Raw genomic sequence first — 25339 nt, forward strand, 5'->3', positions numbered from 1 at the left:
GTGTGGTGGGGATGCTGCACCGCGCGAACGGTGCGGAACGAAGGTGGTCACGGAGGATCCTCCTGTCGGGTCGGCGACGAGCAGGGGCTCGCCGAAAGACGGGTGCCCTCTCAGTTCAACCACATGTATACATGCTGCACCGCATCAGGACGGCGGATCTCACCCGAAACCTCACCCGCTGCGTCCGCGCGCCGTGCACGCACAACCGATCACCCACGAGCCGAACCAGACGCCGCGCCCGCCCGGTCGCAGACCAGCCGCGCCGGCGCACCCGTCACGCCTGATGGATCTCAGACGAGCGCCGCCGGGTCCGTCGTCGGCAGCGCACAGGTGAAGGCGCGGCAGTCGTACGCCGTCGCCTCCCCGTTCAGCGCGTCCTTCCCGGCGAACAGCTCGAAGCCCGCCGCGGCGAACGCCCGCGCCTGCTCGGGCGAGACCACGGCGACCACGTCGGCGACCACTCGCCGCGCGGCGTCGGCGACGGCGGCATCCGCTTCTCCGACGACGACCACCTGCCGCGGGGCCGTCGCCAGACCCGCGGCCACCTCGAGAATCGCCCCGTGCGCAAGAGGCGTGGCGAGGGCCGCGTCAGCCGCCGCCCGCACGAGCGTCTCGGCTGCGGTGCGGTAGCGCTCGCCCGCTCCGAGGCGCCACAGATCGAGCGCGGCGGCGGCGAAGATTGACGGGCCCGACGGCGAGGCACCGTCGCTGGGCACGCCGTGCGGCTGCATCCCCTGCGCGACGAGCACGGGGTCTCCCCCGCCGGGAGGATGGACGCCGTCGTCGCCCAGGCACTGATCGATCAGGGACCGCGCGCGTTCGGCGTAAGCGACCTCGCCGGTCGCGCGGGCGAGGGCGAGCAGGCCGCGCGCGAGCCCGCCGTAGTCCTCGAGCGTCGCGGGAGCGGCGGAGCGGATCTCGTCGAGCGAGGCCCGGCGCAGGGTCGCGTCGTCGGCGGTGTTGCTCTCGAGCACGGCGTCGGCGGCCCACCGCGCCGCCTCGAGGAAGCGCGGGTCGGCGCGCGTTCCGACAGCGGCGAGGGCGGCGATCGCGTGTCCGTTCCAGCCGGTGACGACCTTGGCATCCAGAGCCGGGGGCTGCAGTCCGGACCGGTCGGCGACGCGGTAGTACCCGCCCTCGTTGCGGACGCCGTCGATGATCGACTCCGAGTCCTGAGCGGCCGCGATTCCGCCGGAGGGCAGCTGCAGCACGTCGACGAGGAACCGTGCGGCGTCGGTCGCGACGACCTCGTCGCCCGCGGCGAGCGCGACCTCGACGAGACCGGCGTTATCGGTGAGCATGCGCTCGTAGTGCGGCACGCTCCAGTCGCGGCGCGTGGCGTAGCGGAAGAATCCGCCGTCGACCGAGTCGTGCAGCTCGGAGCCGGCCATGGCCGACAGGGCTCGGGATGCCACGTCCGCGGCATCCGGAACCTCCGACGCCAGAGCGGGGTGCTGCAGGAAGCGGAGCACCGGGGTGTTCGGGAACTTCGGGGTCTCGAAGGCCGGGCCTGCGGCGAAGCCCCCGTACTCGCGATCCTCGCGGGCGGCGACGGTGCGCGCCGCGGCGGCGAGCTGATCGAGGGTCGGGGGCGCATCGGCGGGGGCCGTGGCGGCAGCAGCGAGAGCGTCGCGGAGCGAGGAGCCCGTGGCATCCACTTCTCCACGCCGTTCGGTCCACGCCTCACGGACGGCTTCGATCACCTGCCGAAATGAGGGCTGCGGCGGGCGCGGCGCGGGCGGGAAGTAGGTGCCGGCGTAGAAGACGCGCCCCTCGGGGCTCGCGAAGACCGTGAGCGGCCACCCGAGATGCGGCGTGAACGCCGACGCGGCGTCGAGGTAGGCGGCATCCACGTCGGGATGCTCTTCGCGGTCGACCTTGATCGAGACGAAACCCTCGTTCAGGATGCCGGCGGTCTCGGCGTCCTGGAACGATTCCCGGGCCATCACGTGGCACCAGTGGCAGGTGCTGTAGCCGATCGAGACCATGACCGGGACGTCTCGCTCGGCCGCGAGCGCGAACGCCTCGGCCCCCCACGGGAACCACGCGACGGGATTGTCGGCGTGGGCCCGCAGGTAGGGGCTCGAGGCGTTCGCGAGGCGGTTCACATCGCGCCCGGCGTCAGTTGAGGTCGTCGGGGTGCGTGCCGACGCGACCCGAACCGTCGCCCGGGTCGACCGCGTCGATCGCGGCCATCTCGTCGGCGGTGAGCTCGAAGTCGAACAGGTCGAAATTCTCCTCGAGGCGCTCGCGACGCACCGACTTGGGGAACACGATGAAGCCGTGCTGGATGTGCCAGCGCAGCACGGCCTGAGCGGGGCTCTTGCCGTGGGCCTCGGCGGCATCCTTCACCGCGGGCAGCTCGAACAGGTCGTACTTGCCCTGGCCGAGCGGACCCCACGACTCGATGTGCATGTCGTGCTCCTGGCCCCAGGCAGCGATCTCGCGCTGGCTGAGGGCGGGGTGCAGCTCGATCTGGTCGACCACGGGGGTGACACCGGTCTCGGCGACGATGCGCTCGAGGTGCGGCACGAGGAAGTTCGAGACACCGATCGAGCGGGTCTTGCCGGAGTCGCGGATCTCGATCATCTTCTGCCACGCGTGGACGTAGTTGTCGTTCTTCGGCGTGGGCCAGTGGATGAGATACAGGTCGACCGCGTCGAGCTGGAGCTTCTGCAGGCTCTCGTCGATCGCGGCGAGGGGCTCCTCGCCGTCGTGGCGGTCGTTCCAGAGCTTGGTGGTGACGAAGAGCTCGTCGCGCGGGATGCCGCTGGCGGCGATCGCCCGACCGACACCCTCTTCGTTCTTGTAGATGGCGGCCGTGTCGATGTGGCGATAGCCGACCTCGAGGGCCTCGGACACGGCGCGCTCGGCGTCGTCGGCGGGCACGAGGAACACGCCGTAGCCGAGCTGGGGGATGGAGTTTCCGTCGTTGAGCTGAACAGAAGGAACGGTCATGCATCGAGCGTAGGCGCGAGCCGTTCTCAGATGTCTCGGGGTTGACGCGCCATGTCTCGGCACGGAAGCCGGGTCGTGGTTGACTGACCGCATGACGTCCAAGCCCCCCGCCCGGCACGCGCGCCGCGAGCCGGCCTCGACGTGGCGCCGCCTCGCCAAGATCGTCGCCATCGCCGTGACGGTCGTCGTCGTCGCAGGTGTCGCGGTGGGCGGCTTCTACGCCTGGTCGCTGTCGCAGCGCCTGCAGGAGGCGGCGGTGCCGCTGAAAGACGCCCCCGCCGAACCGCCCGCGCTCAGCGCCTACGACGAACCGTTCTCGGTTCTCGTCGTCGGCACCGACGAATGCGACGACGTCGTCTCGGGTGCGTTCGGGGCGCGCTGCACCGACCCCGAGAACGACGGGGCCCGAAACGACGTCAACATGCTCGTGCACGTGTCGACGAACCCTCGGCGCGTCACCGTCGTCTCGTTCCCGCGCGATCTCGAGATCCCCGTGCCCGAGTGCACCTCCGCCGAGGGAGAGGTGCAGTCGGCCTGGTCCAAGGCGCCGATCAACTCCTCGTTCGAGAAGGGCGGGCTCACCTGCGTCGCCGACACCGTGTCGGAGCTGAGCGGTCAGAGCATCCCCTTCGCGGCGAAAGTCAGCTTCGGCAACGTCGTCAACATCACCGACGCGATCGGCGGCGTCGAGGTGTGCATCGGCGGCGACGGCATCGACGACCCCGACGCGGGCATCGACTGGGAGGCGGGGCCCCGCGTCGTGAAGGGCTTCGACGCCCTGGCGTTCCTGCGCACCCGCAAGGGCATCGGCGACGGCAGCGACCTCGCCCGCATCGGTAACCAGCAGCAGTACCTGTCGCGGCTGATCAACAAGCTGCGCAGCGACGAGGTGCTGTCCAATCCCGGCACCCTGATCGGCCTGGCGAACACGGCGGTGAACAACATCCAGCCGAGCGAGAGCCTCGCCGACCCGATCCGCATCGCGCAGCTCGCCTACACGCTGAAGGACGTCCCGTTCTCGGACATCACCTTCGTGCAGTTCCCCGTCGTCGACGACCCGGACGACAACAACCGCGTCATCCCCGACGAAGCCGCGGCCGCGACCCTGTGGGAGGCCATCGAGGCGAACGCCCCGCTGGCGCTCACCGGTGAGGCGGGAGCGAACGGAGGCGTCGTCGCCGACCCGTCCGTGCCCACCGAGGCGCCCACCGAGCCCACCCCGGATGCCACCACCCCGGCGCCCGGAGAGAGCGCGGCGCCCGACGTGGTGGAGCTGCCGAGCAACATCAGCGGCTCCAAGGCCAACCAGGCGACCTGCTCGGCGGGCAACGGCTGATCGCGCCTCGCCGCTCGGGCAGCTGTGGTGATCGAGCGTTCGGGCACGGCATCCACCGCACCGGCCGTCGCGGAGGAGCCTGCTCCCGGGGACCGTCCAGAGTCGTCGGGGACGATCGCAGGGTGAAGACCGTCACCCGCTTCGCGGCCCTCGTGGTGCTCGCGACGCTCGCGCTCGCGGGGTGCGCTCCGGCCGGGACCGCGCCCGCGACGACCGCTCCCACCCCGACGACGACACCGACTCCCACGCCCACCCCCACTCCCACCCCCGACCCGCTGGCGGGGATGAGTCTCGACGAAAAGGTCGGACAGCTCTTCATGGTCGGCACGTCCGTCGAGGGGCCCGATCCCACCACGCTCGCAGCGGTGCGCGACGACGGCGTCGGCGGCATCTTCCTGCACGGTCGCTCCGACGCCGGGGTGGATGCCACGGCCCAGCTCGTCTCGACGTTCACCGCGGCCGCCGGCTCCGGAGGACCGGGCCTGTGGGTGGCCACCGACCAGGAGGGCGGCACCGTGCAGGTGCTGTCGGGACCGGGGCTCGACGAGATCCCCAACGCGGTCGCGCAGGGACAGCGGGACGACGCGACCCTCCGCGGCGATGCCGGCACATGGGCCGGTCAGCTCAGCCGGGCCGGCGTGAACATGAACCTCGCCCCCGTCGCCGACATCGTCACGAGCCCCGACACCGCCCAGAGCAACCCGCCGATCGGGCAGCTCGCACGGGAGTACGGCTACGACGGCCCGACGGTCGCCGCCAAGGCCGGCGCTTTCGCCGCGGGGATGCGCGACGGCGGAGTGCTGCCGACCTTCAAGCACTTCCCGGGTCTCGGGCACGTCGACGACAACACCGACTATTCGGCGCAGGTGACCGACGACGTCGTCACCGCCGACGGGCCCGACGTGGGCGTGTACTCCACGGTGCTGCCCCAGGGTCCGGCCGTGGTCATGATGTCGACGGCCATCTACGCCGGGATCGACCCGAACACCCCCGCCGCGTTCTCGCCGGCCGTCGTCGGGATCCTGCGCGACCGGGTCGGCTTCGACGGCGTGGTCACCTGCGACGACCTCTCCGCCGCCGATCAGGTGGGCGTTTACTCCCCCGCCGACCGGGCGACCCGCGCGATCGAGGCCGGGGTCGACCTGCTGCTGGTGTCGGCCGACGCGTCGGTGTACCCCGAGATGCGCGACGCCGTGCGCGCCCGTGCTCAGAGCGACCCCGCCTTCGCCGCCCAGGTCGACGCCGCCGTCACGCGCATCCTGGCGCAGAAGGCGGCGATGCCCTGACCTGGGGGGGGCGGGGGCGGGGCCGGACCCGCCGCCGAGGGATTATCCGACGGCGCGGTCCAGCCCCGCCCGCGGGCTGCTCGGGTCAGGGAGCTACATCGACGACGGCGATCGCCAACGCGCTGGAACTGACGACCTCGCCCGCACCCCATCCGAAGAACGTGGTTCCCGAGACGGAGCGCTCACCGATCATCTGCCCGGTGGCGGGATCGACGATGATCTCGGCGCGGTTGCCGAGACGCATCGGCTCGTCCCGGCCGATCGCAATGCCCGAGATACCGTCGAGGTTCTGGACCTCGCCCCGAGAGCTCACCCCGGGGATGCGCGACAACGCGTCGAGAAGTGCCGCGCGCTGCGGTGCGGGGACCAGCCCTGAACGCAGCAGACCGACGATTCGCTGAAAATCGTCCTCGTCGGGCGATGCGGAGCCGCCGATGTACTGCGCGTGGATCCAGTCGTACGCGGCCGCCCCGTCGAGCGGGACATCCGCGAACTTCTCCTCCGGGGACGGGGTCGAGAACCCGCCTTCGTCCGGACCGTAGAAATCGCCGTCGACGGCACGGTGCGTCTCGGGAACATCCTTGCCGGGGAAATTACCCCAGTCTCGGACCTGTACCCACTGCTCGTCGCGGTCCGCGGGAACGTAGACGGTGGTCGTCTCTTCATTCGTACCCTGGCACACCATCTCGTTCTGCGCGTTCACCTCGCACCACGGGTATTGCTCGTGGCGAGTGACGCGCAGGTACTGCCCCTCCCCCGGAACGACGTCCGAGAACTGCATCGCCGCGGCGGCGGCCTGTCGGAGCACCTCGCTCGCCTGAGCCGATTGCGCGCCCATATTGATATTGCCGGCGACCAGGATGCCGGTGAGCGCCGCCGCCACAACGGCCGCGACCCATGTCGCGCGACGAAGAGGGCGTCGCCTGCGCACGCGTGGCGCCTTGTGCGCCGGCAGAGCGGCGGGAGCGGCGATGCGGTCCATCAGCGCCGCGCGACCGGCGTCCAACGTCCGCTCGCTCGGGGCGATGGTGTCGTCACGCGTGCTGCGGAGCAACGTCAGTTCGTCCATGATCCGTCTCCTGTTCGAGGGTGTCGGTGCCGGCGGCGCGACGGAGGACCCGCCGCGCACGATTGAGTCGTGAGCGCACGGTGCCGATCGGCACCTCGGTCGCTGCGGCGATCGCTGCGTAGTCGAGGTGCGCCCACGCGTAGAGCAGCAGCGTGTCGCGATCGGTGTCCGAGAGCTTGCCCAAGGCCGACGACAGTCGACGCGTGAGTCGCTCGGCATCCATTCGCGCTCCCGCTCGCTCGATAAAGTCGGGCGCGACCTGAGCCGCCATGTCGGCGACCATTCCCTTCCACGCAACCGCCTCGAGTCGGGCGTGCTTGCGCATGAGCCGAGTGGCGATGCCGAGCAACCACGGACGCGCGTCCGTCACCTCGCGGTCATAGGAGTCGCGTCGCTCGAACGCAACGAGAAACGTCTCGCTCATGACATCGTCTGCCGTGTGGTCGCCCAGCCGCTGCGCGAGGTAGCGGTACACCGCCGGAGCGTGGCGGTCGTACAGCGCCGCGAAGACGGCCGGGTCGAGATGCGACCGGGCGATCAGTTCGTTGTCTGTGCTCACACTCGTATTGCTCGTCTCCCCTGTTCGAGTTCACGGTTTCTCCGATCCTCCCGTCATCGGTCGGATCCCGTGCGGGGACATCCCGCGCCCGCTCACTCTTCTTCTCGCTAAGCGGTGGCAAGACCGCACCGAGCTGCCACCCCGCACGGCGCAGCCTGCGACGCGCCGCCGCGATAGGCTGGAAGGCTGTGTCTGTCGAACCCGTCATCGTCTACCCGCCCGAGCTGCCCGTCAGCGCCGCGCGGGACGAGATCGCGCGCGCCATCCGCGACCACCAGGTCGTGATCGTCGCCGGGGCGACCGGGTCGGGCAAGACCACGCAGCTGCCGAAGATCTGCCTCGAGCTCGGGCGCACCTCGATCGCGCACACGCAGCCCCGCCGCATCGCGGCGCGCACGATCGCCGAGCGCATCGCCGACGAGATGCAGGTCCCCCTCGGCTCGACCGTCGGCTACAAGGTGCGCTTCACCGACAAGGTGTCGGCCGACACCCGCGTGGCGCTGGTGACCGACGGCATCCTGCTCAACGAGATCCACCGCGACCGTCTGCTCCGCCGCTACGACACGATCATCGTCGACGAGGCCCACGAGCGCTCGCTCAACATCGACTTCCTGCTCGGCTACCTGCGCCGCATCCTGCCGAAGCGCCCCGACCTCAAGGTCATCGTCACCTCGGCGACCATCGACCCCGAGAGCTTCGCGCGCCACTTCGCCGCGGCCCCCACCGAGCCCGGCGGTGAGCCGACTCCGGCGCCGGTGATCGAGGTATCCGGCCGCACGTACCCGGTCGAGATCCGGTACCGGCCGCTCGATGGGGCGGAGGGGGCCGCCGAAACTCCTGAGGATGCGGATGCCGAGGACCCGGCCGGCCCGTCTCCCCGCGGTCGCGTGGGGTCGGCGCCGCAGAAAGTCCGGAGTTCGGCGCGGCCCGCCGCCAAGACCGGACGCGACGCCGACGACGCCGACGAGGTCGGTGCCGTCGTCGCTGCCCTGCGCGAGCTCGACCGGGAGCCCGCGGGCGACGTGCTCGTCTTCTTCCCCGGCGAGGCCGAGATCCGCGACGCGGCGGATGCGATCCGGGGGGCGTACCAGAAGGACGCCGCGCCCACCGAGGTGCTGCCGCTCTACGGGCGTCTGTCCGCCGCCGAGCAGCACCGCGTCTTCGAGCGCTCCACCGTCGCCGGCGTGAGACGACGCGTCATCCTCGCCACGAACGTCGCCGAGACGAGTCTCACCGTCCCCGGCATCCGGTACGTCGTCGACACCGGCACCGCGCGCATCTCGCGCTACAGCAACCGGTCGAAGATCCAGCGCCTGCCCATCGAGGCCGTGTCGCAGGCCTCGGCGCAGCAGCGCTCGGGCCGCGCCGGCCGTACCTCGCCGGGTGTGGCGATCCGGCTCTACTCCGAAGACGATTTCACGCGCCGCCCGGAGTACACCGAACCCGAGATCCTGCGCACGTCGCTGGCATCCGTCATCCTGCAGATGCTGTCGCTCGGCTTCGGCGACATCCAGGCCTTCCCGTTCCTCACCCCGCCGGATTCGCGCGGCGTCAAGGCGGCGTTCGACCTGCTCGTCGAACTCGGCGCCGTGAAACTGCCGGCCCCGGGCGCGCGGTCTCGCGACGACCGACCCGACCGCGACCCCTCGCGCGGGCGCGGCGGTCGCGACGACGACCGCGGTCCCCGGCTCACCGAGATCGGCCGGGAGATCGCGCGGCTGCCCATCGACCCGCGCTTCGCCCGCATGCTCATCGAGGCGCGGCGGAACGACGTCTCGGCCGAGGTGCTGGCGATCGTGTCGGGCATGTCGATCCAGGACGTGCGCGAGCGCCCCGAGGAGCGGCGCGAGGAGGCGGACCGCTTCCATGCGCGCTTCACCGACCCGACCAGCGACTTCCTGTCGCTGCTGAACCTGTGGGAGTACCTGCAGGAGAAGCAGGCCGAACTCGGCTCGAGCGCGTTCCGGCGCCTGTGCCGCAGCGAGCACCTCAACTACGTGCGCGTGCGCGAGTGGGTCGACGTGCACCGGCAGCTGCGCTCGCTGGGCGGCGAGCGCGGGTCGGGCGAGGGCGGGCGCGGCGGTGGTGCGGCCGGGCGCGGCTCGACGAACCATGTCCCACTTTCGGCTGGGATAGACCCCTCCAGGCCGCACAAATCGGGACACGGCTCGCACAAATCGGGACACGGTGCGTCAAGCGAGCGCGCCGCCCCCGAGGGGCACGCCGCCGGCGACGCGATTCACCGCGCGATCCTGTCCGGGTTGCTGTCGCACCTCGGCATCCTGGATCCGCGCGCGATGGCGCAGACCAAGGACCGCAAGGCTTCCGGTGACACCCGCCCCGTCAAGGGCGAGTACATCGGCGCGCGCGGGGCGCGGTTCGCGATCTTCCCCGGCTCGGGCCTGAAGAAGAAGCGTCCCTCGGCGGTCATGGCCGCCGAGCTCGTCGAGACCTCGCGCCTGTTCGCCCGCACCGTCGCCGCGGTCGACCCGGCGTGGGCGGAAGACCTCGCCCCCGACCTCGTGAAGCGCTCGCTGAGCGAGCCGCACTGGTCGAAGGATGTCGGCTCCGCCGCCGCCTACGAGAAGGTCACCCTGTTCGGGGTGGAGCTCGTCGGCCGTCGGCGCGTGCAGCTCGCGCGCTTCGACCGCCCGCTCGCGCGCGAGATGTTCGTGCGCCATGCCCTGGTCGAGGGTGAGTGGGACCCCTCGGTGCTCGACAAGCGGCTGACGGCGTTCCTCCGCCGCAACCAGGAGCAGCGCCGACTTCTCGAGAAGATCGAGGAGCGCGAGCGCCGCCGCGACATCCTCATCGGCGACGAAGCGGTGTTCGCGTTCTACAACGCGCGCATCCCCGCCGACGTCACCGACGTGCGCTCCTTCGAGGCCTGGTGGAAGGATGCCGTCCACCGCACGCCGCACCTGCTCGACCTGCGCGAATCCGACCTCACCGGCGACCGCGCCCAGGGCGACGACCGCGCCTTCCCCGCGCGCTGGCGCCAGGGCGACCAGACGCTCAACCTGGCGTACCGCTTCGAGCCGGGCGCACCCGACGACGGCCTGACGGTGGTCGTGCCGCTGCCCCTGCTCGCCCAGCTCAAACCCGACGGCTTCGATTGGCAGGTGCCGGGCATGCGCGACGAACTCGTCACCGCGCTGCTGAGGGCGCTGCCGAAGACGATCCGCCGCAACGTCGTGCCCGCAGCCGACTGGGCGGAGAAATTCAGCGCCGAGCTGGCCGAGAGGGGCCCCGAGCACGCGAACGGCCTGCCCAAGACGACGCTCGTCGACGCCCTCGCCGCCCTCGTGCAGCGCGTCGCGAACCAACGCGTGAGCGCCGCCGACTTCGAGCTCGAGCGGGTGCCCGGTCACCTGATGCCGTCGTTCCGCGCGGTGGATGCCCGCGGCCGCGCCGTCGGGAGCGACCGCGACCTGGCGACCCTGCAGCGCCGTCTCGCCGACAAGGCCCGGTCCAGCGTCGAGTCGACGATCGCTCGCCCGGCGCAGAGAGCCGCGAAGGTGGCCGAGGCCTCTCCCGCCTTCGCCTCCCGCACGAAGCTCACGACCTGGGACTTCGACGAGCTGACCGAGGTCGTCGACACCCCCGTCGCCGGCGGTGTCGTGCGCGGCTATCCGGCCCTGGTCGACGAGGGCGACAGCGTGGCGCTGCACGTCGAGGCGACCCCAGAGGACGCTGCACGCCACACCCGGGCCGGCATCCGGCGCCTGATGCTGCTGGCCGTTCCCTCCCCCGCCACCTACGTTCTCGACCACCTCACCGCGAACGAGAAGCTCGCGCTCGCGGCATCCCCGTATCAGAACGCCAAGGCGCTGATCGAGGATGCGCGCGTGGCCCTGGCCGACGACATCCTCGGGCGCAACGGCGCAGTGCGCACCCGGGGAGACTTCGAGCGGGTGCGCGACGCGTTCTCGGCGGTTTCGGTGGAGCGCACCTTTCAGACGGTGTCGCTCGCGGCGAAGATCCTTCTCGCGCAGCGCGAGGTGGAACGTGCGATGAAGGATGCCTCGTCGATCACCCTGCTCGGCGCCCTCAACGACGTGCGCGGACAGGTGAAGGGGCTGATCTTCCCCGGGTTCCTCTCGCGCACCGGCCTCGCGCGCCTGCAGCACCTCCCTCGCTACCTGGCGGGTGCGCTCGAGCGGGTGAAGACCCTCTCCGACAATCCCGGCCGCGACCGCCAGCGCATGACCGAGTACGAGCGCGCCGCCGCGGGCTTCGTCGAGGCCGGCGGCTCGGTTCCGCTTCCTGCCGACGCGCCCGCCCACCTCGTGCAGACGCGGTGGCTGCTCGAGGAGCTGCGCGTGAGCCTCTTCGCCCAGCGCCTCGGCACCGCCGAGCCGGTGTCGCCGCAACGCATCGCGAAGGCGCTGAAGAGCGCGTGAGTCGCCAGGATTTGTCGCTTGGGCATGCCCGGAAGCGACAAATTCTGGCGACTCACGCGAGGGGTCACACGCCGAGCGCCCCACCCCACGCACGCAGGAGCGCCTCGAGCGATCGGCGCTGATCGGCGTCGAGGGCGGAGAGGAGGCGTTCCTCGTTCGCCAGGTGCGCGACGAGCGCCTCGTCGATCACGCGTCGCCCCTCGCGGGTGAGCGAGACCACCCGGCCGCGTCCGTCGTCGTCACTCGCGCTCCGGGACACGAGACCGGATGCCACCAGCCGATCGACGCGCTTCGTCACCGCCCCCGTCGTCACCATCGTGTGACGCGCCAGCTCTCCCGGCGTGCGCGCGAAGGGCTCGCCCCCGCGGCGGAGCGTGGCGAGGATGTCGAACTCCCCCTCGCCCAGGCCGAACCGCCGGAAGACCGCGAGCAGCTCGGCGTCGAGGTGAGCCGCGATGCGACTGAGCCTCCCGAGCACCTGCATGGGCGAGGCGTCGACGTCGGGGCGTTCGACGGCCCATTCCCCGACGATCTCATCGACATGATCGGCATCCATGGGTTCATCTTATCTTCCGTGGAAGCTATAGTGCCTTCCATGGAAGATAAATGGCGTTTCGCCGCCGTCACCGCCGTCGCCCCCGTCGCGTGGGGGGCGACCTACGTGGTGACGCGGCATCTCCTGCCGGCCGACGCTCCGCTCTGGGGTGCGGCGCTGCGAGCCCTCCCGGCGGGTCTGCTGCTGTGGGCGCTCGCCCGCCGCCGTCCCCGCGGCGCCTGGTGGGGCAAGGCCACCGTGCTGGGTTTGCTGAACTTCGGTGCCTTCTTCGTGCTCGTCTACCTCGCCGCGCAGCTGCTCCCCTCGTCGATCGCGTCGTCGGTGATGGCGCTGTCGCCGCTCGCCCTCGCGGGACTCGCCTGGCCGCTCCTCGGCCAACGGCCGACCCTGCGGTGGGCCGCCGGCACCCTGCTCGGAGTCGTCGGCGTCGTGCTCGTGGTGGGCTGGAGCTCGGGAGCCCTACCCCCTCTCGGCATCGCGATCTCGGTGGTGGCGCTGGTGGTGTTCTCGCTCGGCGGCATCCTCGCCACGCGCTGGCGCGACGACGTCCCTCTGCTCGCGACCACCGCCTGGCAACTGGTCGCGGGCGGGCTCGCCCTGACGGTCGCGGCGGTCGCCGTCGAGGGTGCACCCCCGAGAGTGGATGCCACGGGCATCGTCGCCTACACGGGCATCGCGGTCGTCGCGACGGCTCTGGCGTTCGTCTGCTGGTTCACGGGCCTGCGACACCTCCCCGCGGGGACGGTGGGGTTGATTGGTCTGCTCAACCCGGTGACCGGGGTGCTCCTCGGAGTGCTGGTGGCCGGCGAGGCGCTCGGCATCGCACAGATCGCCGGGATCCTCCTGGTGCTGGGGGCCATCGCCGCCACACGGCCCGGCCGGGCACTGACGCGCGCGTGAGTCGCCAGGATCTGTCGCCCGGGCATGCCCGGAAGCGACACATCCTGGCGACTCACGCAACCGGCGCGGAGCGCGTCAGGAACGGAGGCGCACCGAGCCCATCGTCGCAGTCACGTCGACCTCGGCGGAGGCCGTGGCGCTGGTGCGCAGGGCGTTGTCGACCGAGCCCATACCGTCGTCGACGCGGACGTCGTACTCGTCGTCGGGCAGGGTGACGTCGGCGGAGCCCGCGGTCACCTCGACGTCGGTGCGGGTCGGGGTGACGCCGCTGAGCCGTGCCGTCAGCTCGCCCCCGGCGACCTCGAACGACGCGGTCTCGGCATCCAGGATCCGGGCGGAGGCGGAGCCGCCCGTCACCGTCAGGTCGAGATCCCGCGCACCGCCGTCGACCGAGGCCGTGCCGCCGGCGACGTCGACCGCCATCTCGCCGAAGTCGCCGGTCGCATCGAGCGTCCCACCCGTGACCCGGATGTCGGCGTGCAGGCCCGCGCCGTCGAGATCGCGCGGCAGCACGAGCGTCGCCCGCGAGCCCGGCCCCCACCCCGCGAACGTGCCCGAAGGCGAAGCGACGCGGAGGGAATCCCCGTCGCGCCGGAAGGTCCAGCCGCGCCGACCCCGATCGTCGGCGTCGAGGCGCGCGGATTCCACGTCGCCGAACTCGACGGTCAAGGAGCCGCCCGCGAGGTCGATGTCGAGGCCGGTCAGCTGCTCGGTCGTGTCGTCGATCGAGCTGTCGTAGGTGGCCGTCTGGCCGCGCCAGTCGATCAGGCTCGCGACGGCCGGCACGCCGGTCCCGACGAGGGTGCCGAGGGCGACCACCGAACCGACGACGATCGTGACCGCCGACACCGCGAACGCGGCGCCGCGACGACGGGGCGGCCCGGGAGTCGGAGAGGCCGGGGAGGACGTGTGCGAGGTCATGAGGATGCTCCGGTGTGATCGTGGCCCAGGTGCACGAGAGCGGCGATGACGCGGCGGTTGCCGGTCTCGTCCTGCTCGAGCCCGAGCTTGGTGAAGATGGCGGTGATGTATTTCTCGACGCTGGCCTCCGAGACGAACAGCGCACTCGCGATCGCCTGGTTCGACCGCCCCTCGGCGATGAGTGCCAGCACCGCGCGCTCGCGCTCCGTAAGGCTCTGCAGGCGCTCGTCGCGACGGCGTCGGGTGAGCAGCTGCGCGACGACCTCCGGGTCGAGCACGGTGGCTCCGCCCGCGATCGAGGCGACCGCGGCGAGGAAGTCGGCGACATCGGCCACCCGATCCTTCAACAGGTAGCCGAGCGCGCCCTGCCCGTCGGCGATCAAATCGCTGGCGTAGCGCTCCTCCACGTACTGCGACAGCACGAGGACGGCGAGCCCCGGATGCCGCGACCGCAGCGCGATCGCCGCGCGGATGCCCTCGTCGGTCCAGGTCGGGGGGAGCCGGACGTCGAGGATGCATAGCTCCGGGGCGTTCTCGGCGACCGCGGCCTCGAGCCCGGCGGCATCCGGGAGCGCGGCGACGACCTCGTGCCCGTCGTCGGCGAGCAGGCGCACGAGCCCCTCGCGCAGCAGCACCGAGTCCTCGCAGATCAGGACGCGCACGGGACGTTCACCTCCACCGTGGTCGGGCCGCCCTGGGGGCTGTCGATGCGGGCGGTGCCCCCGGCCGCGGTCACCCGGTTGACGATGCCGTCCAGGCCCCCGCCGGGAACAATCCGGGCACCGCCCAGGCCGTCGTCCTCGACCCGCGCCCAGAGCGACCCGTCCTCGCGCACCCGCACATCGACGCGGCAGGCGGCGGCGCGGGAGTGCTTCGCGGCGTTGGTGAGGGTCTCGGCGATCGCGAAGTACACGGCCTCCTCGGCGGCGCGCCCGCAGCGACGGGGCAGCCGCACGTCGAGCGTCACCGGGATGTGGGATCGGGATGCCAGGGCCGAGAGCGCGGCATCCAATCCCCGGTCCTCGAGCACCGAGGCGTGGATGCCACGGGCGAGCTGACGGAGTTCGGTGATCGCCGACTTCGTCGAGGCGTGCGCCTCGGCGACGAGGGCCTTCGCGGCCTCGGGGTCGTCGTCGATCTTGGTCTGCGCGAGACCCAGCGTCATTCCGATGGACACGAGGCGCGGCTGGACGCCGTCGTGCAGATCGCGTTCGATGCGCGTGCGCTCGACCTCGGCGGCACGGACGGCACCGGCCCGCCGGGTGTCTGACGTGCGGGCCTGCTCGAGCAGCTGCGCCTCCCGGGAGGGCACGAACATCGCCCGCACGATCACGCCGTGCAGCACGGCCAGACCCACGACGGCCCCCAGAGCGACGACGATCGCGGCCACCCCGGTGAGGGGCGCGGCGATCCCCGGCAGCGGCAGGATGCCGAGCAGACGCGTGTCGGACCAGCCGAAGATCGGGCTGACGGCGACGCCGATCCCCCACGAGACGACGCCGATCGCGGTGATGGTGAGCACGCCCAGCACGGTCGAGATGGCGAACGAGGCCACGGCCCGCCACTGCAGCGGATCGATGGCCTGCAGCCAGATGGTGTGCAGCACCCCGACGAACCCGGGCTTGGGGCTGCGCCGCGGACGGAGCCCGGCGAGACCCAGGCCGTAGAGGCCGTCGACGCGAGCGCGCTCGAACCACGCGACCGCGAACAGCGCGTAGACGAAGCCGACGAGCACCACGACCCCGATCAGCAGCGCGGGGAGCAGACCGAAGCCCGAGCCGAACAGACCGAACAGACCGGTGAAGACGGCGGGGCCGACGACGCCGAGGGCGGCGAGATGGGCGGCCGCACCGGCGACGCGGCCGGGAGAGGCGATGCGCACCGTGGTCGGCACGGCGGCCGGGGTCGCCGGCGGGAGCGGGAGGGTGGCGTCGTTCGCGGCGAGCGGCGGAAGCGGAAGCGTGCGGTCGTTCGCGCCGGCGGACGCCGTCGAGGCGTCGGCCTCGTGCGGGGCGGAGGCGCCGGGCCGCGGCGGCGGGGGCGGGAGGACGGATGCCGAGGTCATGGCATCCACGCTAGGACTCCGCCTCGAGCCGCGCCGCCCGGTCAGCCCTCGTCGTTCGTTCGGGTTATCCCGAAGCCCCGGCCACTCCCCGCGCGAGGTGCCAAGATTTGTCGCCGGGAACCCCCGCGAAGCGACAGATCTTGGCGACTCACACGAGAAGGGGTGGGGGGAAAACGACGGACGCCCCGCCGCACGAGGCGACGGGGCGTCCGAGGGGAGCGTGGATCAACCGCGGGTGCGGTTCTTGTTCCACACGTCGAAGGCCACGGCCAGCAGCAGCACGAGACCCTTGATGAACTGCTGCACGTCAGTCGAGATGCCCATGAGCGACATGCCGTTGTTGAGCACACCCATGACCAGACCACCGGCGATCGCGCCGACCACGCGGCCGACACCACCCTGCACGGCCGCTCCACCGATGAACGATGCCGCGATGGCATCCAGCTCGAAGAGGTTTCCCGCGCCGGGACCGGCGGAGTTCAGACGGCCCGTGAACACGATGCCGGCGAGGGCCGCGAGCACGCCCATGTTGACGAACAGCATGAAGTCGACACGGCGGGTGTTGATGCCCGACAGCTTCGCCGCGGTGCGGTTGCCGCCGAGCGCGTAGATGTGGCGGCCGAAGACGCTGCGGCTCATAACCGTCGAGTAGCCGATGATCAGCAGGGCGAGCACGACGAGCACGATGGGCGTCCCGCGCGAGCCGGGGGCCACGCCGAGCAGGTAGGTGAGGTACGCGATGAGCGCGCCGCCACCGATGAGCTTGACGAGGAAGGCGACCTGCGGCTCGTTCTGCAGCTCGAGGGCGGCGCGCTTGGCGCGCTGACGCACCTGCGACACGACGAAGAGCACGAGGGTCAGGACACCGAGGGCGACCGTGATCCACTCGGCCGGGGAGCTCGAGGCCGGGAACAGGTCGGGGAACAGGTAGCCACCGCCGAGCGCACGGTACTCCGTGGGGAACGGCGTGATCTGGGTGTTGCCCAGGGTCATCTGCGTCAGACCGCGGAACAGGAGCATGCCCGCCAGGGTGACGATGAACGCGGGGATGCCGATGTAGGCGACCCAGAAGCCCTGCCACATGCCGACCACGGCACCCAGGAGCAGCGAGAGGACGATGCCCAGCCACCAGGGCAGACCCCACTGGACGATGAGCACACCCGAGACGGCACCGACGAACGCGGCGACCGAACCGACCGAGAGGTCGATGTGGCCGGCGATGATGATCATCACCATGCCGATCGCGAGGATCAGGATGTAGCTGTTCTGGACGATGATGTTCGACACGTTGCCCGCGGTGAGCAGACGGCCGCCGGTCAGCGCCTGGAAGAGCAGCACGATGACGATCAGCGCGATGAAGATGCCGATCTCGCGCAGGCGTGACGTGAAGAACTGCACGATGCCGCCGGCACCGCTGCCGGCACCGCCGCCGACGGGCCCCTTCGGCGTGGCGGGACCCTGGGGGGTCACGGTGTTGTCAAGCGCTGACATGGTCGGCTTCCTTTTCCTTCGTCATGAGCACCATGAGTGCCTCGGGAGTGGCCTCTTCGATGGGCAGCTGGCCGGTGATGTGGCCTTCGCTGAGGGTGTAGATGCGGTCGCAGATGCCGAGGAGCTCGGGCAGCTCCGAGGAGATGACCAGCACCCCCTTCCCCTGCGCCGCGAGGGAGTTGATGATCGTGTAGATCTCGTACTTGGCGCCCACGTCGATGCCGCGGGTCGGCTCGTCGAGGATCAGCACCTCGGGATCGGAGTACAGCCACTGCGACAGCACGACCTTCTGCTGGTTGCCGCCGGAGAGCTTGCCTACGACCACGTCGACGCTGGGCGCCTTGATGTTCATGGACTTGCGATAGCGGTTGGCGACCAGGTACTCCTCGTCGCCGTCGACCCAACCGCCCTTGACGAGCTTGCGCATCCCGGCGAGCGAGATGTTGCGCTTGATCGTGTCGATGAGGTTGAGCCCGGCGCCCTTGCGGTCCTCGGTGACGTACGCGAGGCCGCTGCGGATCGCAGCGGGGACCGTCGAGGTGTCGGCCTTCTGACCGCGGATGTAGACGTTGCCCGAGATGCGCGAGCCGAAGCTCTTGCCGAACACGCTCATCGCGAGCTCGGTGCGACCGGCACCCATCAGGCCCGCGATGCCGACGACCTCGCCGGCGCGCACGTTCAGGTTGGCCTGGTGGATCACGGTGCGGTTGGCATCCGTGGGGTGGCTGACGTTCCAGTCCTCGATGCGCAGGACCTCGTCGCCGATCTCGACGTCGCGGTCGGGGTAGCGGTTCTCGAGCTCGCGGCCCACCATCCCGCGGATGATGCGGTCCTCGCTCGTGCCACCGGTGGCCACGTCGAGGGTCTCGATCGTGCGACCGTCACGGATGATCGTGACCTCGTCGGCGATCGCGCGGATCTCGTTGAGCTTGTGGCTGATGATGATCGAGGTGATCCCCTGCCCCTTGAGGTGGCGGATCAGATCGAGCAGGTGCTCGGAGTCGTCGTCGTTGAGCGCCGCGGTCGGTTCGTCGAGGATGAGGAGCTTCACGTCCTTCGACAGGGCCTTCGCGATCTCGACGAGCTGCTGCTTGCCGACGCCGATCTCGTTGACCGGCACGTCGGGGCTGTCGCCGAGTCCCACGCGGGCGAGGAGCTTGGCGGCCTCGCGGTTGGTGGCATCCCAGTCGATGAGACCGCGGTGCGTGATCTCGTTGCCGAGGAAGATGTTCTCGGCGATCGAGAGGTAGGGGCTGAGAGCCAGCTCCTGGTGGATGATGACGATGCCGGCCGCTTCGCTGTCGCGGATGTCCTTGAACTCGACGGTGTTGCCGTCGAAGACGATCTCGCCGCGGTAGTCGCCCGCGGGGTACACGCCGCTGAGCACCTTCATGAGGGTGGACTTGCCGGCGCCGTTCTCGCCGCAGATGGCGTGAACCGTCCCGCGCTCGACGGTCAACGACACGTCGGCGAGCGCGATGACGCCAGGGAACTCCTTGGTGATCGAGCGCATCTCGAGGATGGTGCTCACGAGGTCCTCCTTGCAGAACCGGCTCGTGGCCGGTCGGAATGTGGGGCGGGTGCGGGATGCCGCTGACCCGCGGGAGCCTCCGCCGCGACCCGGGGTCGCGGCGGAGGCGGGGGTTGAGGGGCTCGGTGCCCCTCCGGGGATCAACCCAGGTCGGCCTCGGTGTAGTAACCGCTGTCGATGAGGACTTCCTTGTAGTTGTCCTTGGTGACGATCGTCGACTGCAGGAGGTACGAGGGAACGACCTTCTTGCCGTTGTCGTAGGTCTTCTCGTCGTTGACCTCGGGGGTCTCGCCCTTGCGGATGTCGTCGACCATGGTCACGGCCTGCTTCGCGAGCTCGCGCGTGTCCTTGAAGATCGTCGAGTACTGCTCACCCGCGATGATCGACTTGATCGAGCCGGCTTCGGCGTCCTGGCCCGTGATGACGGGGAGGGCGTTGGCGGCGTAGCCACCCGAGGTGAGGGCCGAGATGATGCCGATCGACAGACCGTCGTAGGGCGAGAGGACACCGTCGAGCTTGGTGCCGCCGATGACGGTGAGGATGTTCTCCATGCGCTTCTGCGCCGTCTCGGGCAGCCAGCGGAGGATCGCCGCCTGGCCGAACTCGGTCTGGCCGGACGGGACCTTCAGCACACCCTTGTCCATGTAGGGCTTGAGGGTGTCCATGGCGCCGTTCCAGAAGAACGTGGCGTTGTTGTCGTCGGGGCTACCGGCGAACAGCTCGACGTTGAAGGGACCGGCGGCGCCGGTGTCCTTGCCCGAGGCGTCGAGGACGCCCAGACCGGTCAGGAGCGAGGTGGCCTGCTGCACGCCGACCTTGTAGTTGTCGAACGTCGTGTAGTAGTCGACGTTCTCGGTGCCGTTGATGAGGCGGTCGTACGCGATGACGGGGATGTTCGCGTCCTTGGCCTGCTGCAGCACGTCGGTGAGGGTGGTGCCGTCGATCGAGGCGACGATCAGGGCCTTGGCGCCCGTGGTGATCATGTTCTCGATCTGCGAGACCTGGGTGGGGATGTCGTCGTTGGCGTACTGCAGGTCGACCTGGTAGCCCAGCTCCTCGAGCTGCGACTTGACGTTGTTGCCGTCGGCGATCCAGCGCTCGGACTGCTGCGTCGGCATGGCCACGCCGATGGTGCCGCCCGCCTCCTGCGCGTCGCCGGAGCCGCTGCCGGTGCGGTCTCCCGCGCAACCGGCGAGGCCGATGCCGAGCGCGAGGACGCCCGCTCCCGCGATCGCCTTGAGCATGCTGTGCTTCTTCACTCTGGTTCCCTCCATTGGGTGTTAGTCGCGGTGCTCTCCCTGAGCCCACCACGGGCAAAGCGGACGGAACACCCGGGCGCACGGCGTCGGGGGCGAAACCAAGCCGTCCGGCGCGCGGCAATCCGCGTCGTTCGAAACGTCTTCGTCTCGACGGATCCGCTCCGCAGCGAGTCCCGTCGGCCGTGTGACCCGGTCATGTGACCGTTCACATTGTGTGTGCGATGCTACATCGCGGGGATCAGCCCCTGTCAAGTCCTCCCGCGTGGCGACTTCGCGCCGTTGCCGAAACGTGACGAAATCAGCGCGACGGCGGCGCGGTCGACGACCGCACGATGAGACGCAAATGGCCGGGTTCGACGAGCGCGCCCTCGCCGGCCGATTCCCCCAGCAAGGTCAGCAGGTCGGTCACGGCGCGCGTACCGATGCCGACGAAGTCCTGGCGGACCGTCGTCAGCGGCGGCCACAGGTGGGCCGACTCCGGGACGTCGTCGAAGCCGACGACCGAGATGTCCTCGGGGACCGAGCGGCCTATGGCCCGAACGGCATGCATGAACCCGAGCGCCATATGGTCGTTGCCCGCGAAGACCGCCGTCGCATCCTCCGTGCGCAACAGCTCGATCCCGGCCTCGAATCCGAACTGCGCCGTCCAGTCGCCGAGGATCGGCGGTCGGGGCGAGAGGTCGTTGGCATCCATCTCGGCGAGGTAGCCGCGCATACGGTGATCCGCCTCGACCCAGTCGCGCGGACCGGCGATGTGCAGGATGCGCGTGTGGCCGAGCTCGATCAGGTGGCGTACGGCCGCGCGGGCGCCGGCGGCCTGGTCGTTGTGCGAGGTGGAGACTCCGGTCGACGACACGATCTGCACGGGAACGGGAAGCTTCAACTCGTCGAGGATCGGCAGGACCCGCGTCTGCGGGGCGACCGCGATGAGCCCCTCGACGCCCTGCTGCATGAGGTGGTCGATCGAGGAGCGCACGTCGTCGGGTGCGCTCGTGGCGAGATTTGTGAGGGTCAGGCGGTAGCCCGCGGCGCGTGCGGCCGACTCGACCGCCTGGACCATGGATGCCACACCGTGCGTCGTCGCGCGCGGACCGAGGACGCCGATGAGCCGCGACCTGCTCGTCGCGAGGGCGCGAGCCGCCTGGTTCGGGACGAACTTCAGTTCGGCGATCGCCGAGCGCACCTTCTCGGCCGTCTCGGGACGCAGCTGCGGGCTGTTGTTGATGACCCGCGAGACGGTCTGGTACGACACCCCGGCCAACCGGGCGACGTCGCGGATGCTCGGGGCGCGCCCCGTCGCCTCCGGGATGTCGGTGTCGCTCATGGTCCGCCTCATTGCGGGTCACGCGCTGTTACGTGACCGGTCACACGAGGATAACCGACGCGATGCGTTTCGTCTCAGCGGGCCTATTGCGGGGTCGCGGCGGCCCTCAGCTCTCGAGAAGGGCGCGGTAGAAGCGGATGCCGCGCAGCCAGACGTCGACGCGGATGCGCTCGTCGGGGGCGTGCAGAGCGTCTCGTTCCGCGCGCGTGAGATGGAACGGGGCGAAGCGGTACACGGCATCCGTGAGGCCCGTGTAGAAGCGGCTGTCGCTCGCCCCGAGCTGCAGGTACGGCAGGGGCACGACGTCGCCGCCGAGCGTCTGCGAGACCGCCGCGGCCAGGCGTCGCCACGCCTCGCCGCGCCACGGCGAGACGGGAGAGGGGTCGCTGCCGTGACGCAGTTCGATGTCGACCTCCGGGTCGGCGACCGCACGGCGCAGATGCACCGACACGTCCGACAGCGTCTCACCGGTGAGCAGACGGACGTTCACGCTCGCCCGGGCAGTCGTGGCCAGGACGTTCTCACCCGCCGACCCTTCGAGCCGCGTCACGACGGCCGTCGTGCGCACCAGCGCGTTCGTCTCGGGGCCGAGCAGCGACAGGGCGGTCGTCACCAGAGGCGCCGATACGGCGGTGCGGCGGAACAGCGTCGAGAGCGGCTCGCCGATGTGGGGTGCGGCGGTGGCCAGCATCGCGCGCACCGGAGGGGTGAGGCGCCGCGGAAAGGGCCGCCGGCGCAGCCGGTCGATCGCCCGGGCCAGACGCGCCGTCGCGGGAAGGCGCGGCGGGGTCGAGGCGTGGCCGCCGGCCTCGCGGGTGACGAGGTCGAACGTCGCGACGCCGCGCTCGGCGACGCCGATCATCGCGGTGGGCGCGGCCACGCCCGGGACGGCGCCCTCCACGACCGCTCCCCCCTCGTCGAGCACGAGAGCGGGCCGCACGCCGCGCTCGGCGAGCATGGCCGCCATTGCCTGCGCCCCCGTCCCGCGCGTCTCCTCGTCGTGGCCGAAGGCGAGCCACACGTCGGCGCGCGGGGTCACGCCGTCGGCGAGCGCCTGCTCGACCGCCTCGAGGATCGCCACCAGGGCACCCTTGTCGTCGATCGCCCCGCGCGCGTGGATCACGGCATCCGCCCCCTCCCCCGTGATCTCGGCGGAGAAGGCGGGATGCCGCCAGTGCTGGCCGTCGACGGGAACGACGTCCTGATGCGCCAGGAGCAGCAGCGGCGCCTCGTCGGTGCGACCGCGCCAACGGTACAAGAGCGACCGGCCCGCGACGACCTCGCGCTCGAGCGAGGCGTGCAGGAGCGGGTACAACCGCTCGAGGGCGGCGTGGAAGCGCGCGAACTCCCCGTCGTCGACCTCGGCCGGGTCGACCCGGGACACGGTCGGAATCGACAGGAGCTCGCGGAACCTCTCGACGGCGGTCATGCTGCGAGCCTAGGGGCCCGGAATCCGGAGCCGACGGATGCGCGCGGGCGGTGTCCGGCACGCGCGAAACGCCTCGCGCGGCGCCGATGTCGCCGGACGCCGATACGGTGGAGCGCATGACCGGACTGCACTGGGGCATCCTCGCGACGGGCGGCATCGCCCACGCCTTCACCTCCGACCTGCGCACCGCGGGTCTCGACGTCGTCGCCGTCGGCTCACGTCGCATCGACAGCGCCCGCGAGTTCGCGGCGCAGTACGACATCCCGAACGTCCACGGATCGTACGAAGAACTCGTCGCAGACCCCGACGTCGACATCGTCTACATCGCCACCCCGCACCCGGGCCACGTCGACAACGCCCTGTCGGCGCTCGACCACGGCAAGCACGTGCTCGTCGAGAAGCCGTTCACGCTCAACGCCGCCGAGGCCGCCGCCATCCGCGACCGCGCGGCCGAGAAGGGCCTGCTCGCCATGGAGGCCATGTGGACGCGGTACCTGCCGCACATGGTGCGCATCCGCGAGATCCTCGCCGCCGGCACGCTGGGTGAGATCCGCGTCGTCTCGGCCGATCACACGCAGAAGATCTCCACCGATCCCGCCCACCGTCTCAACGACCTCGCGCTCGGCGGCGGCGCCCTGCTCGACCTCGGCATCTACCCCATCTCGTTCGCGATCGACGTGCTGGGCCTGCCCGAGCAGATCACCGCCCTCGCCCGCCTGTCGGATGCCGGCAGCGACGCCGAGGTGGCGACCGCGTTCGTGCACCCCGGTGGAGCGCTGTCGACCACCGTGTCGTCCTCGCGCGGAGCCGGTATGGACGTCGCCCAGATCGTCGGCACCGAGGCGCGGATCGAGATCGATCGCGTCTGGTACACCCCGACGTCGTTCCGCGTGGTCTCCCCCGACGGCGAGGTGATCGAGGAGTTCACCACCGAGGTCGAGGGCCGCGGGATGCAGTTCCAGGCGCAGGCCGCGGAGCGCTTCGTCGCCGCCGGAACCGGATCGAACGACATCCTCTCGATCGACGAGACCGTCGACATCATGGGCGTGCTCGACGAGGTGCGTCGTCAGATCGGCGTGGTCTACCCCTCGGAGCGCTGAGGCCTCCCCGGCAGGGGGTGCGTGCTCGCCTCCGAGGCGCTGCGCATCGGCTCGGGGCAGGGTGCACGGGCTACCCGCGCGCCCTCGCGACGGGTCAGACTGGAGTCATGCCGGATACTCAGAACGCCCGCGTCGCCGTCTACCTCGACTTCGACAACATCGTGATGTCGTGGTACGACCGCGTCCACGGGCGCAACGCGTATTCGCGCGATCGGCAGAAGATTGCGGACAACCCCACCGACCCCGAGATCGCCGAACGTCTGACCAAGGCGACCATCGACGTCGGCGCGATCATCGACTACGCGGCGTCGTTCGGCACGCTCGTGCTCACGCGGGCCTATGCGGACTGGTCCTCGCCGGTGAACGCGGAATACCGCTCGCAGCTCGTCGCCCGCGCGGTCGACCTCGTGCAGTTGTTCCCCGCGGCCGCCTACGCGAAGAACGGCGCCGACATCCGCCTCGCCGTCGACGCCGTGGAAGACATGTTCCGACTGCCCGACCTGTCGCACGTGGTCATCGTCGCCGGCGACAGCGACTACGTCCCCCTCGCGCAGCGGTGCAAGCGCCTCGGACGCTTCGTCGTGGGCGTCGGCGTCGCCGGCTCCACCGCGAAGTCCCTCGCCGCCGCGTGCGACCGGTTCGACGCGTACGACTCGCTCCCCGGCATCCCGAAGCTCGCCGAGACCAAGAAGGATGCCGCCCCCTCCCGGCCCCGCGCCCGCAAACGCTCGAAGGATCCCGCGGTCGACCTGCTGGATCGCGCGATGCAGCTCGAGGGCGAACGCGCGGACGGGGAGTGGCTGCACGCCTCCGCGGTGAAAGACCTGATGAAGCGGCTGGACCCGTCGTTCAGCGAGAAGGCGCTCGGCTTCCGCAGCTTCTCGGACTTCCTCAAGGCGCAGACCGACCACGTCGAGGTCGACGAGGAGTCGAACGTGGTGCAGGTGAAGGCGCTCGGGCGGGGCTGAGCCGGGGTTCGCTCGCTCGGCGCCGGGACCGGCCGCGCGGTCTGTGCAGGCCTGGAAGGCCGGGCGCGGTCTGTGCAGGCCTGGGAGGCCGGGCGCGGTCTATGCAGGCCTGGGAGGCCGGGCGCGGTCTATGCAGGCCTGGGAGGCCGGGCGCGGTCTATGCAGGCCTGGGAGGCCCGGGCGC

19 protein-coding genes are annotated in these 25339 nt (G+C 70.8%); 6 read left to right on the forward strand and 13 right to left on the reverse strand.

Annotation, left to right across the window (positions count from 1 at the left end; genetic code table 11):
- Nucleotides 1–290: 290 nt before the first annotated feature.
- Together Q9R20_RS14970 and Q9R20_RS14975 are read right to left on the reverse strand one after the other, a co-directional pair.
- Nucleotides 291–2108: a DUF255 domain-containing protein gene (locus Q9R20_RS14970; RefSeq protein WP_311250084.1), complete on the reverse strand. Its 1818-nt coding sequence runs from the start codon at nucleotides 2106–2108 to the stop codon at nucleotides 291–293.
- 13 nt (nucleotides 2109–2121) lie between these two features.
- Nucleotides 2122–2958, reverse strand: coding sequence for an aldo/keto reductase (locus Q9R20_RS14975; protein ID WP_311250085.1), 837 nt, complete (start codon nucleotides 2956–2958; stop codon nucleotides 2122–2124).
- Between the two features lie 91 nt (nucleotides 2959–3049).
- Here Q9R20_RS14975 and Q9R20_RS14980 point away from each other — a divergent pair, with 91 nt between their 5' ends.
- Together Q9R20_RS14980 and Q9R20_RS14985 are read left to right on the forward strand one after the other, a co-directional pair.
- Nucleotides 3050–4294: an LCP family protein gene (locus tag Q9R20_RS14980; protein WP_311250086.1), complete on the forward strand. Its 1245-nt coding sequence runs from the start codon at nucleotides 3050–3052 to the stop codon at nucleotides 4292–4294.
- 122 nt (nucleotides 4295–4416) lie between these two features.
- Nucleotides 4417–5580 carry a glycoside hydrolase family 3 N-terminal domain-containing protein gene (locus Q9R20_RS14985; protein ID WP_311250087.1) on the forward strand — a complete coding sequence of 388 codons (1164 nt, stop codon included), beginning with the start codon at nucleotides 4417–4419 and terminating at the stop codon, nucleotides 5578–5580.
- 85 nt (nucleotides 5581–5665) lie between these two features.
- Here the strand turns inward: Q9R20_RS14985 and Q9R20_RS14990 are convergent, their stop codons facing one another.
- Together Q9R20_RS14990 and Q9R20_RS14995 are read right to left on the reverse strand one after the other, a co-directional pair.
- Complete coding sequence (locus Q9R20_RS14990) at nucleotides 5666–6649, reverse strand: CU044_5270 family protein (protein ID WP_311250088.1); 984 nt, start codon at nucleotides 6647–6649, stop codon at nucleotides 5666–5668.
- On the reverse strand, nucleotides 6615–7208 hold the full coding sequence (locus Q9R20_RS14995; protein ID WP_311250089.1) for a sigma-70 family RNA polymerase sigma factor: 594 nt from the start codon (nucleotides 7206–7208) through the stop codon (nucleotides 6615–6617). The genes Q9R20_RS14990 and Q9R20_RS14995 overlap by 35 nt, the downstream gene beginning before the upstream one ends.
- Nucleotides 7209–7396: 188 nt before the next feature.
- On the opposite strand from Q9R20_RS14995, the gene Q9R20_RS15000 reads away from it, so the two are divergent.
- Nucleotides 7397–11611, forward strand: coding sequence for a DUF3418 domain-containing protein (locus tag Q9R20_RS15000; protein WP_311250090.1), 4215 nt, complete (start codon nucleotides 7397–7399; stop codon nucleotides 11609–11611).
- A 64-nt stretch (nucleotides 11612–11675) separates the two neighbouring features.
- Here Q9R20_RS15000 and Q9R20_RS15005 read toward each other — a convergent pair whose 3' ends face one another.
- Nucleotides 11676–12167 carry a MarR family transcriptional regulator gene (locus Q9R20_RS15005; protein ID WP_311250091.1) on the reverse strand — a complete coding sequence of 164 codons (492 nt, stop codon included), beginning with the start codon at nucleotides 12165–12167 and terminating at the stop codon, nucleotides 11676–11678.
- Nucleotides 12168–12206: 39 nt separating this feature from the next.
- On the opposite strand from Q9R20_RS15005, the gene Q9R20_RS15010 reads away from it, so the two are divergent.
- Nucleotides 12207–13067, forward strand: coding sequence for a DMT family transporter (locus Q9R20_RS15010; RefSeq protein WP_311250092.1), 861 nt, complete (start codon nucleotides 12207–12209; stop codon nucleotides 13065–13067).
- Nucleotides 13068–13142: 75 nt separating this feature from the next.
- On the opposite strand, the gene Q9R20_RS15015 is transcribed toward Q9R20_RS15010, so the two are convergent.
- The 8 genes from Q9R20_RS15015 to Q9R20_RS15050 all read right to left on the reverse strand — a co-directional run bounded on the left by Q9R20_RS15015 (nucleotide 13143) and on the right by Q9R20_RS15050 (nucleotide 23087).
- Entirely contained in the window at nucleotides 13143–13988 is an 846-nt protein-coding gene (locus Q9R20_RS15015; protein ID WP_311250093.1) for a hypothetical protein, read from the reverse strand.
- On the reverse strand, nucleotides 13985–14650 hold the full coding sequence (locus Q9R20_RS15020; RefSeq protein WP_311250094.1) for a response regulator transcription factor: 666 nt from the start codon (nucleotides 14648–14650) through the stop codon (nucleotides 13985–13987). Before Q9R20_RS15020 ends, Q9R20_RS15015 begins: the two co-directional genes overlap by 4 nt.
- A complete protein-coding gene (locus Q9R20_RS15025; protein ID WP_311250095.1) occupies nucleotides 14638–16053 on the reverse strand; it encodes a sensor histidine kinase in 1416 nt (471 codons plus the stop codon). Before Q9R20_RS15025 ends, Q9R20_RS15020 begins: the two co-directional genes overlap by 13 nt.
- A 225-nt stretch (nucleotides 16054–16278) precedes the next feature.
- Entirely contained in the window at nucleotides 16279–17544 is a 1266-nt protein-coding gene (mmsB, locus tag Q9R20_RS15030) for a multiple monosaccharide ABC transporter permease (protein WP_311250096.1), read from the reverse strand.
- Complete coding sequence (mmsA, locus tag Q9R20_RS15035; protein ID WP_295836534.1) at nucleotides 17531–19057, reverse strand: multiple monosaccharide ABC transporter ATP-binding protein; 1527 nt, start codon at nucleotides 19055–19057, stop codon at nucleotides 17531–17533. The genes mmsB and mmsA overlap by 14 nt, the downstream gene beginning before the upstream one ends.
- 158 nt (nucleotides 19058–19215) lie before the next feature.
- The gene (chvE, locus tag Q9R20_RS15040) at nucleotides 19216–20319 is read right to left on the reverse strand and encodes a multiple monosaccharide ABC transporter substrate-binding protein (RefSeq protein WP_295836531.1); all 1104 of its coding nucleotides are present in this window, start codon (nucleotides 20317–20319) and stop codon (nucleotides 19216–19218) included.
- A gap of 313 nt (nucleotides 20320–20632) precedes the next feature.
- Entirely contained in the window at nucleotides 20633–21658 is a 1026-nt protein-coding gene (locus Q9R20_RS15045) for a LacI family DNA-binding transcriptional regulator (RefSeq protein WP_311250097.1), read from the reverse strand.
- A gap of 106 nt (nucleotides 21659–21764) precedes the next feature.
- A complete protein-coding gene (locus tag Q9R20_RS15050) occupies nucleotides 21765–23087 on the reverse strand; it encodes a M20/M25/M40 family metallo-hydrolase (protein ID WP_311250098.1) in 1323 nt (440 codons plus the stop codon).
- Nucleotides 23088–23203: 116 nt separating this feature from the next.
- On the opposite strand from Q9R20_RS15050, the gene Q9R20_RS15055 reads away from it, so the two are divergent.
- Nucleotides 23204–24187 carry a Gfo/Idh/MocA family oxidoreductase gene (locus Q9R20_RS15055; RefSeq protein WP_311250099.1) on the forward strand — a complete coding sequence of 328 codons (984 nt, stop codon included), beginning with the start codon at nucleotides 23204–23206 and terminating at the stop codon, nucleotides 24185–24187.
- A 107-nt stretch (nucleotides 24188–24294) separates the two neighbouring features.
- Nucleotides 24295–25155, forward strand: coding sequence for an NYN domain-containing protein (locus tag Q9R20_RS15060; protein WP_311250100.1), 861 nt, complete (start codon nucleotides 24295–24297; stop codon nucleotides 25153–25155).
- Nucleotides 25156–25339 lie beyond the last annotated feature (184 nt).

Origin of the sequence: Microbacterium sp. PRF11, assembly GCF_031844085.1 — a bacterium.
Lineage (GTDB): Bacteria > Actinomycetota > Actinomycetes > Actinomycetales > Microbacteriaceae > Microbacterium.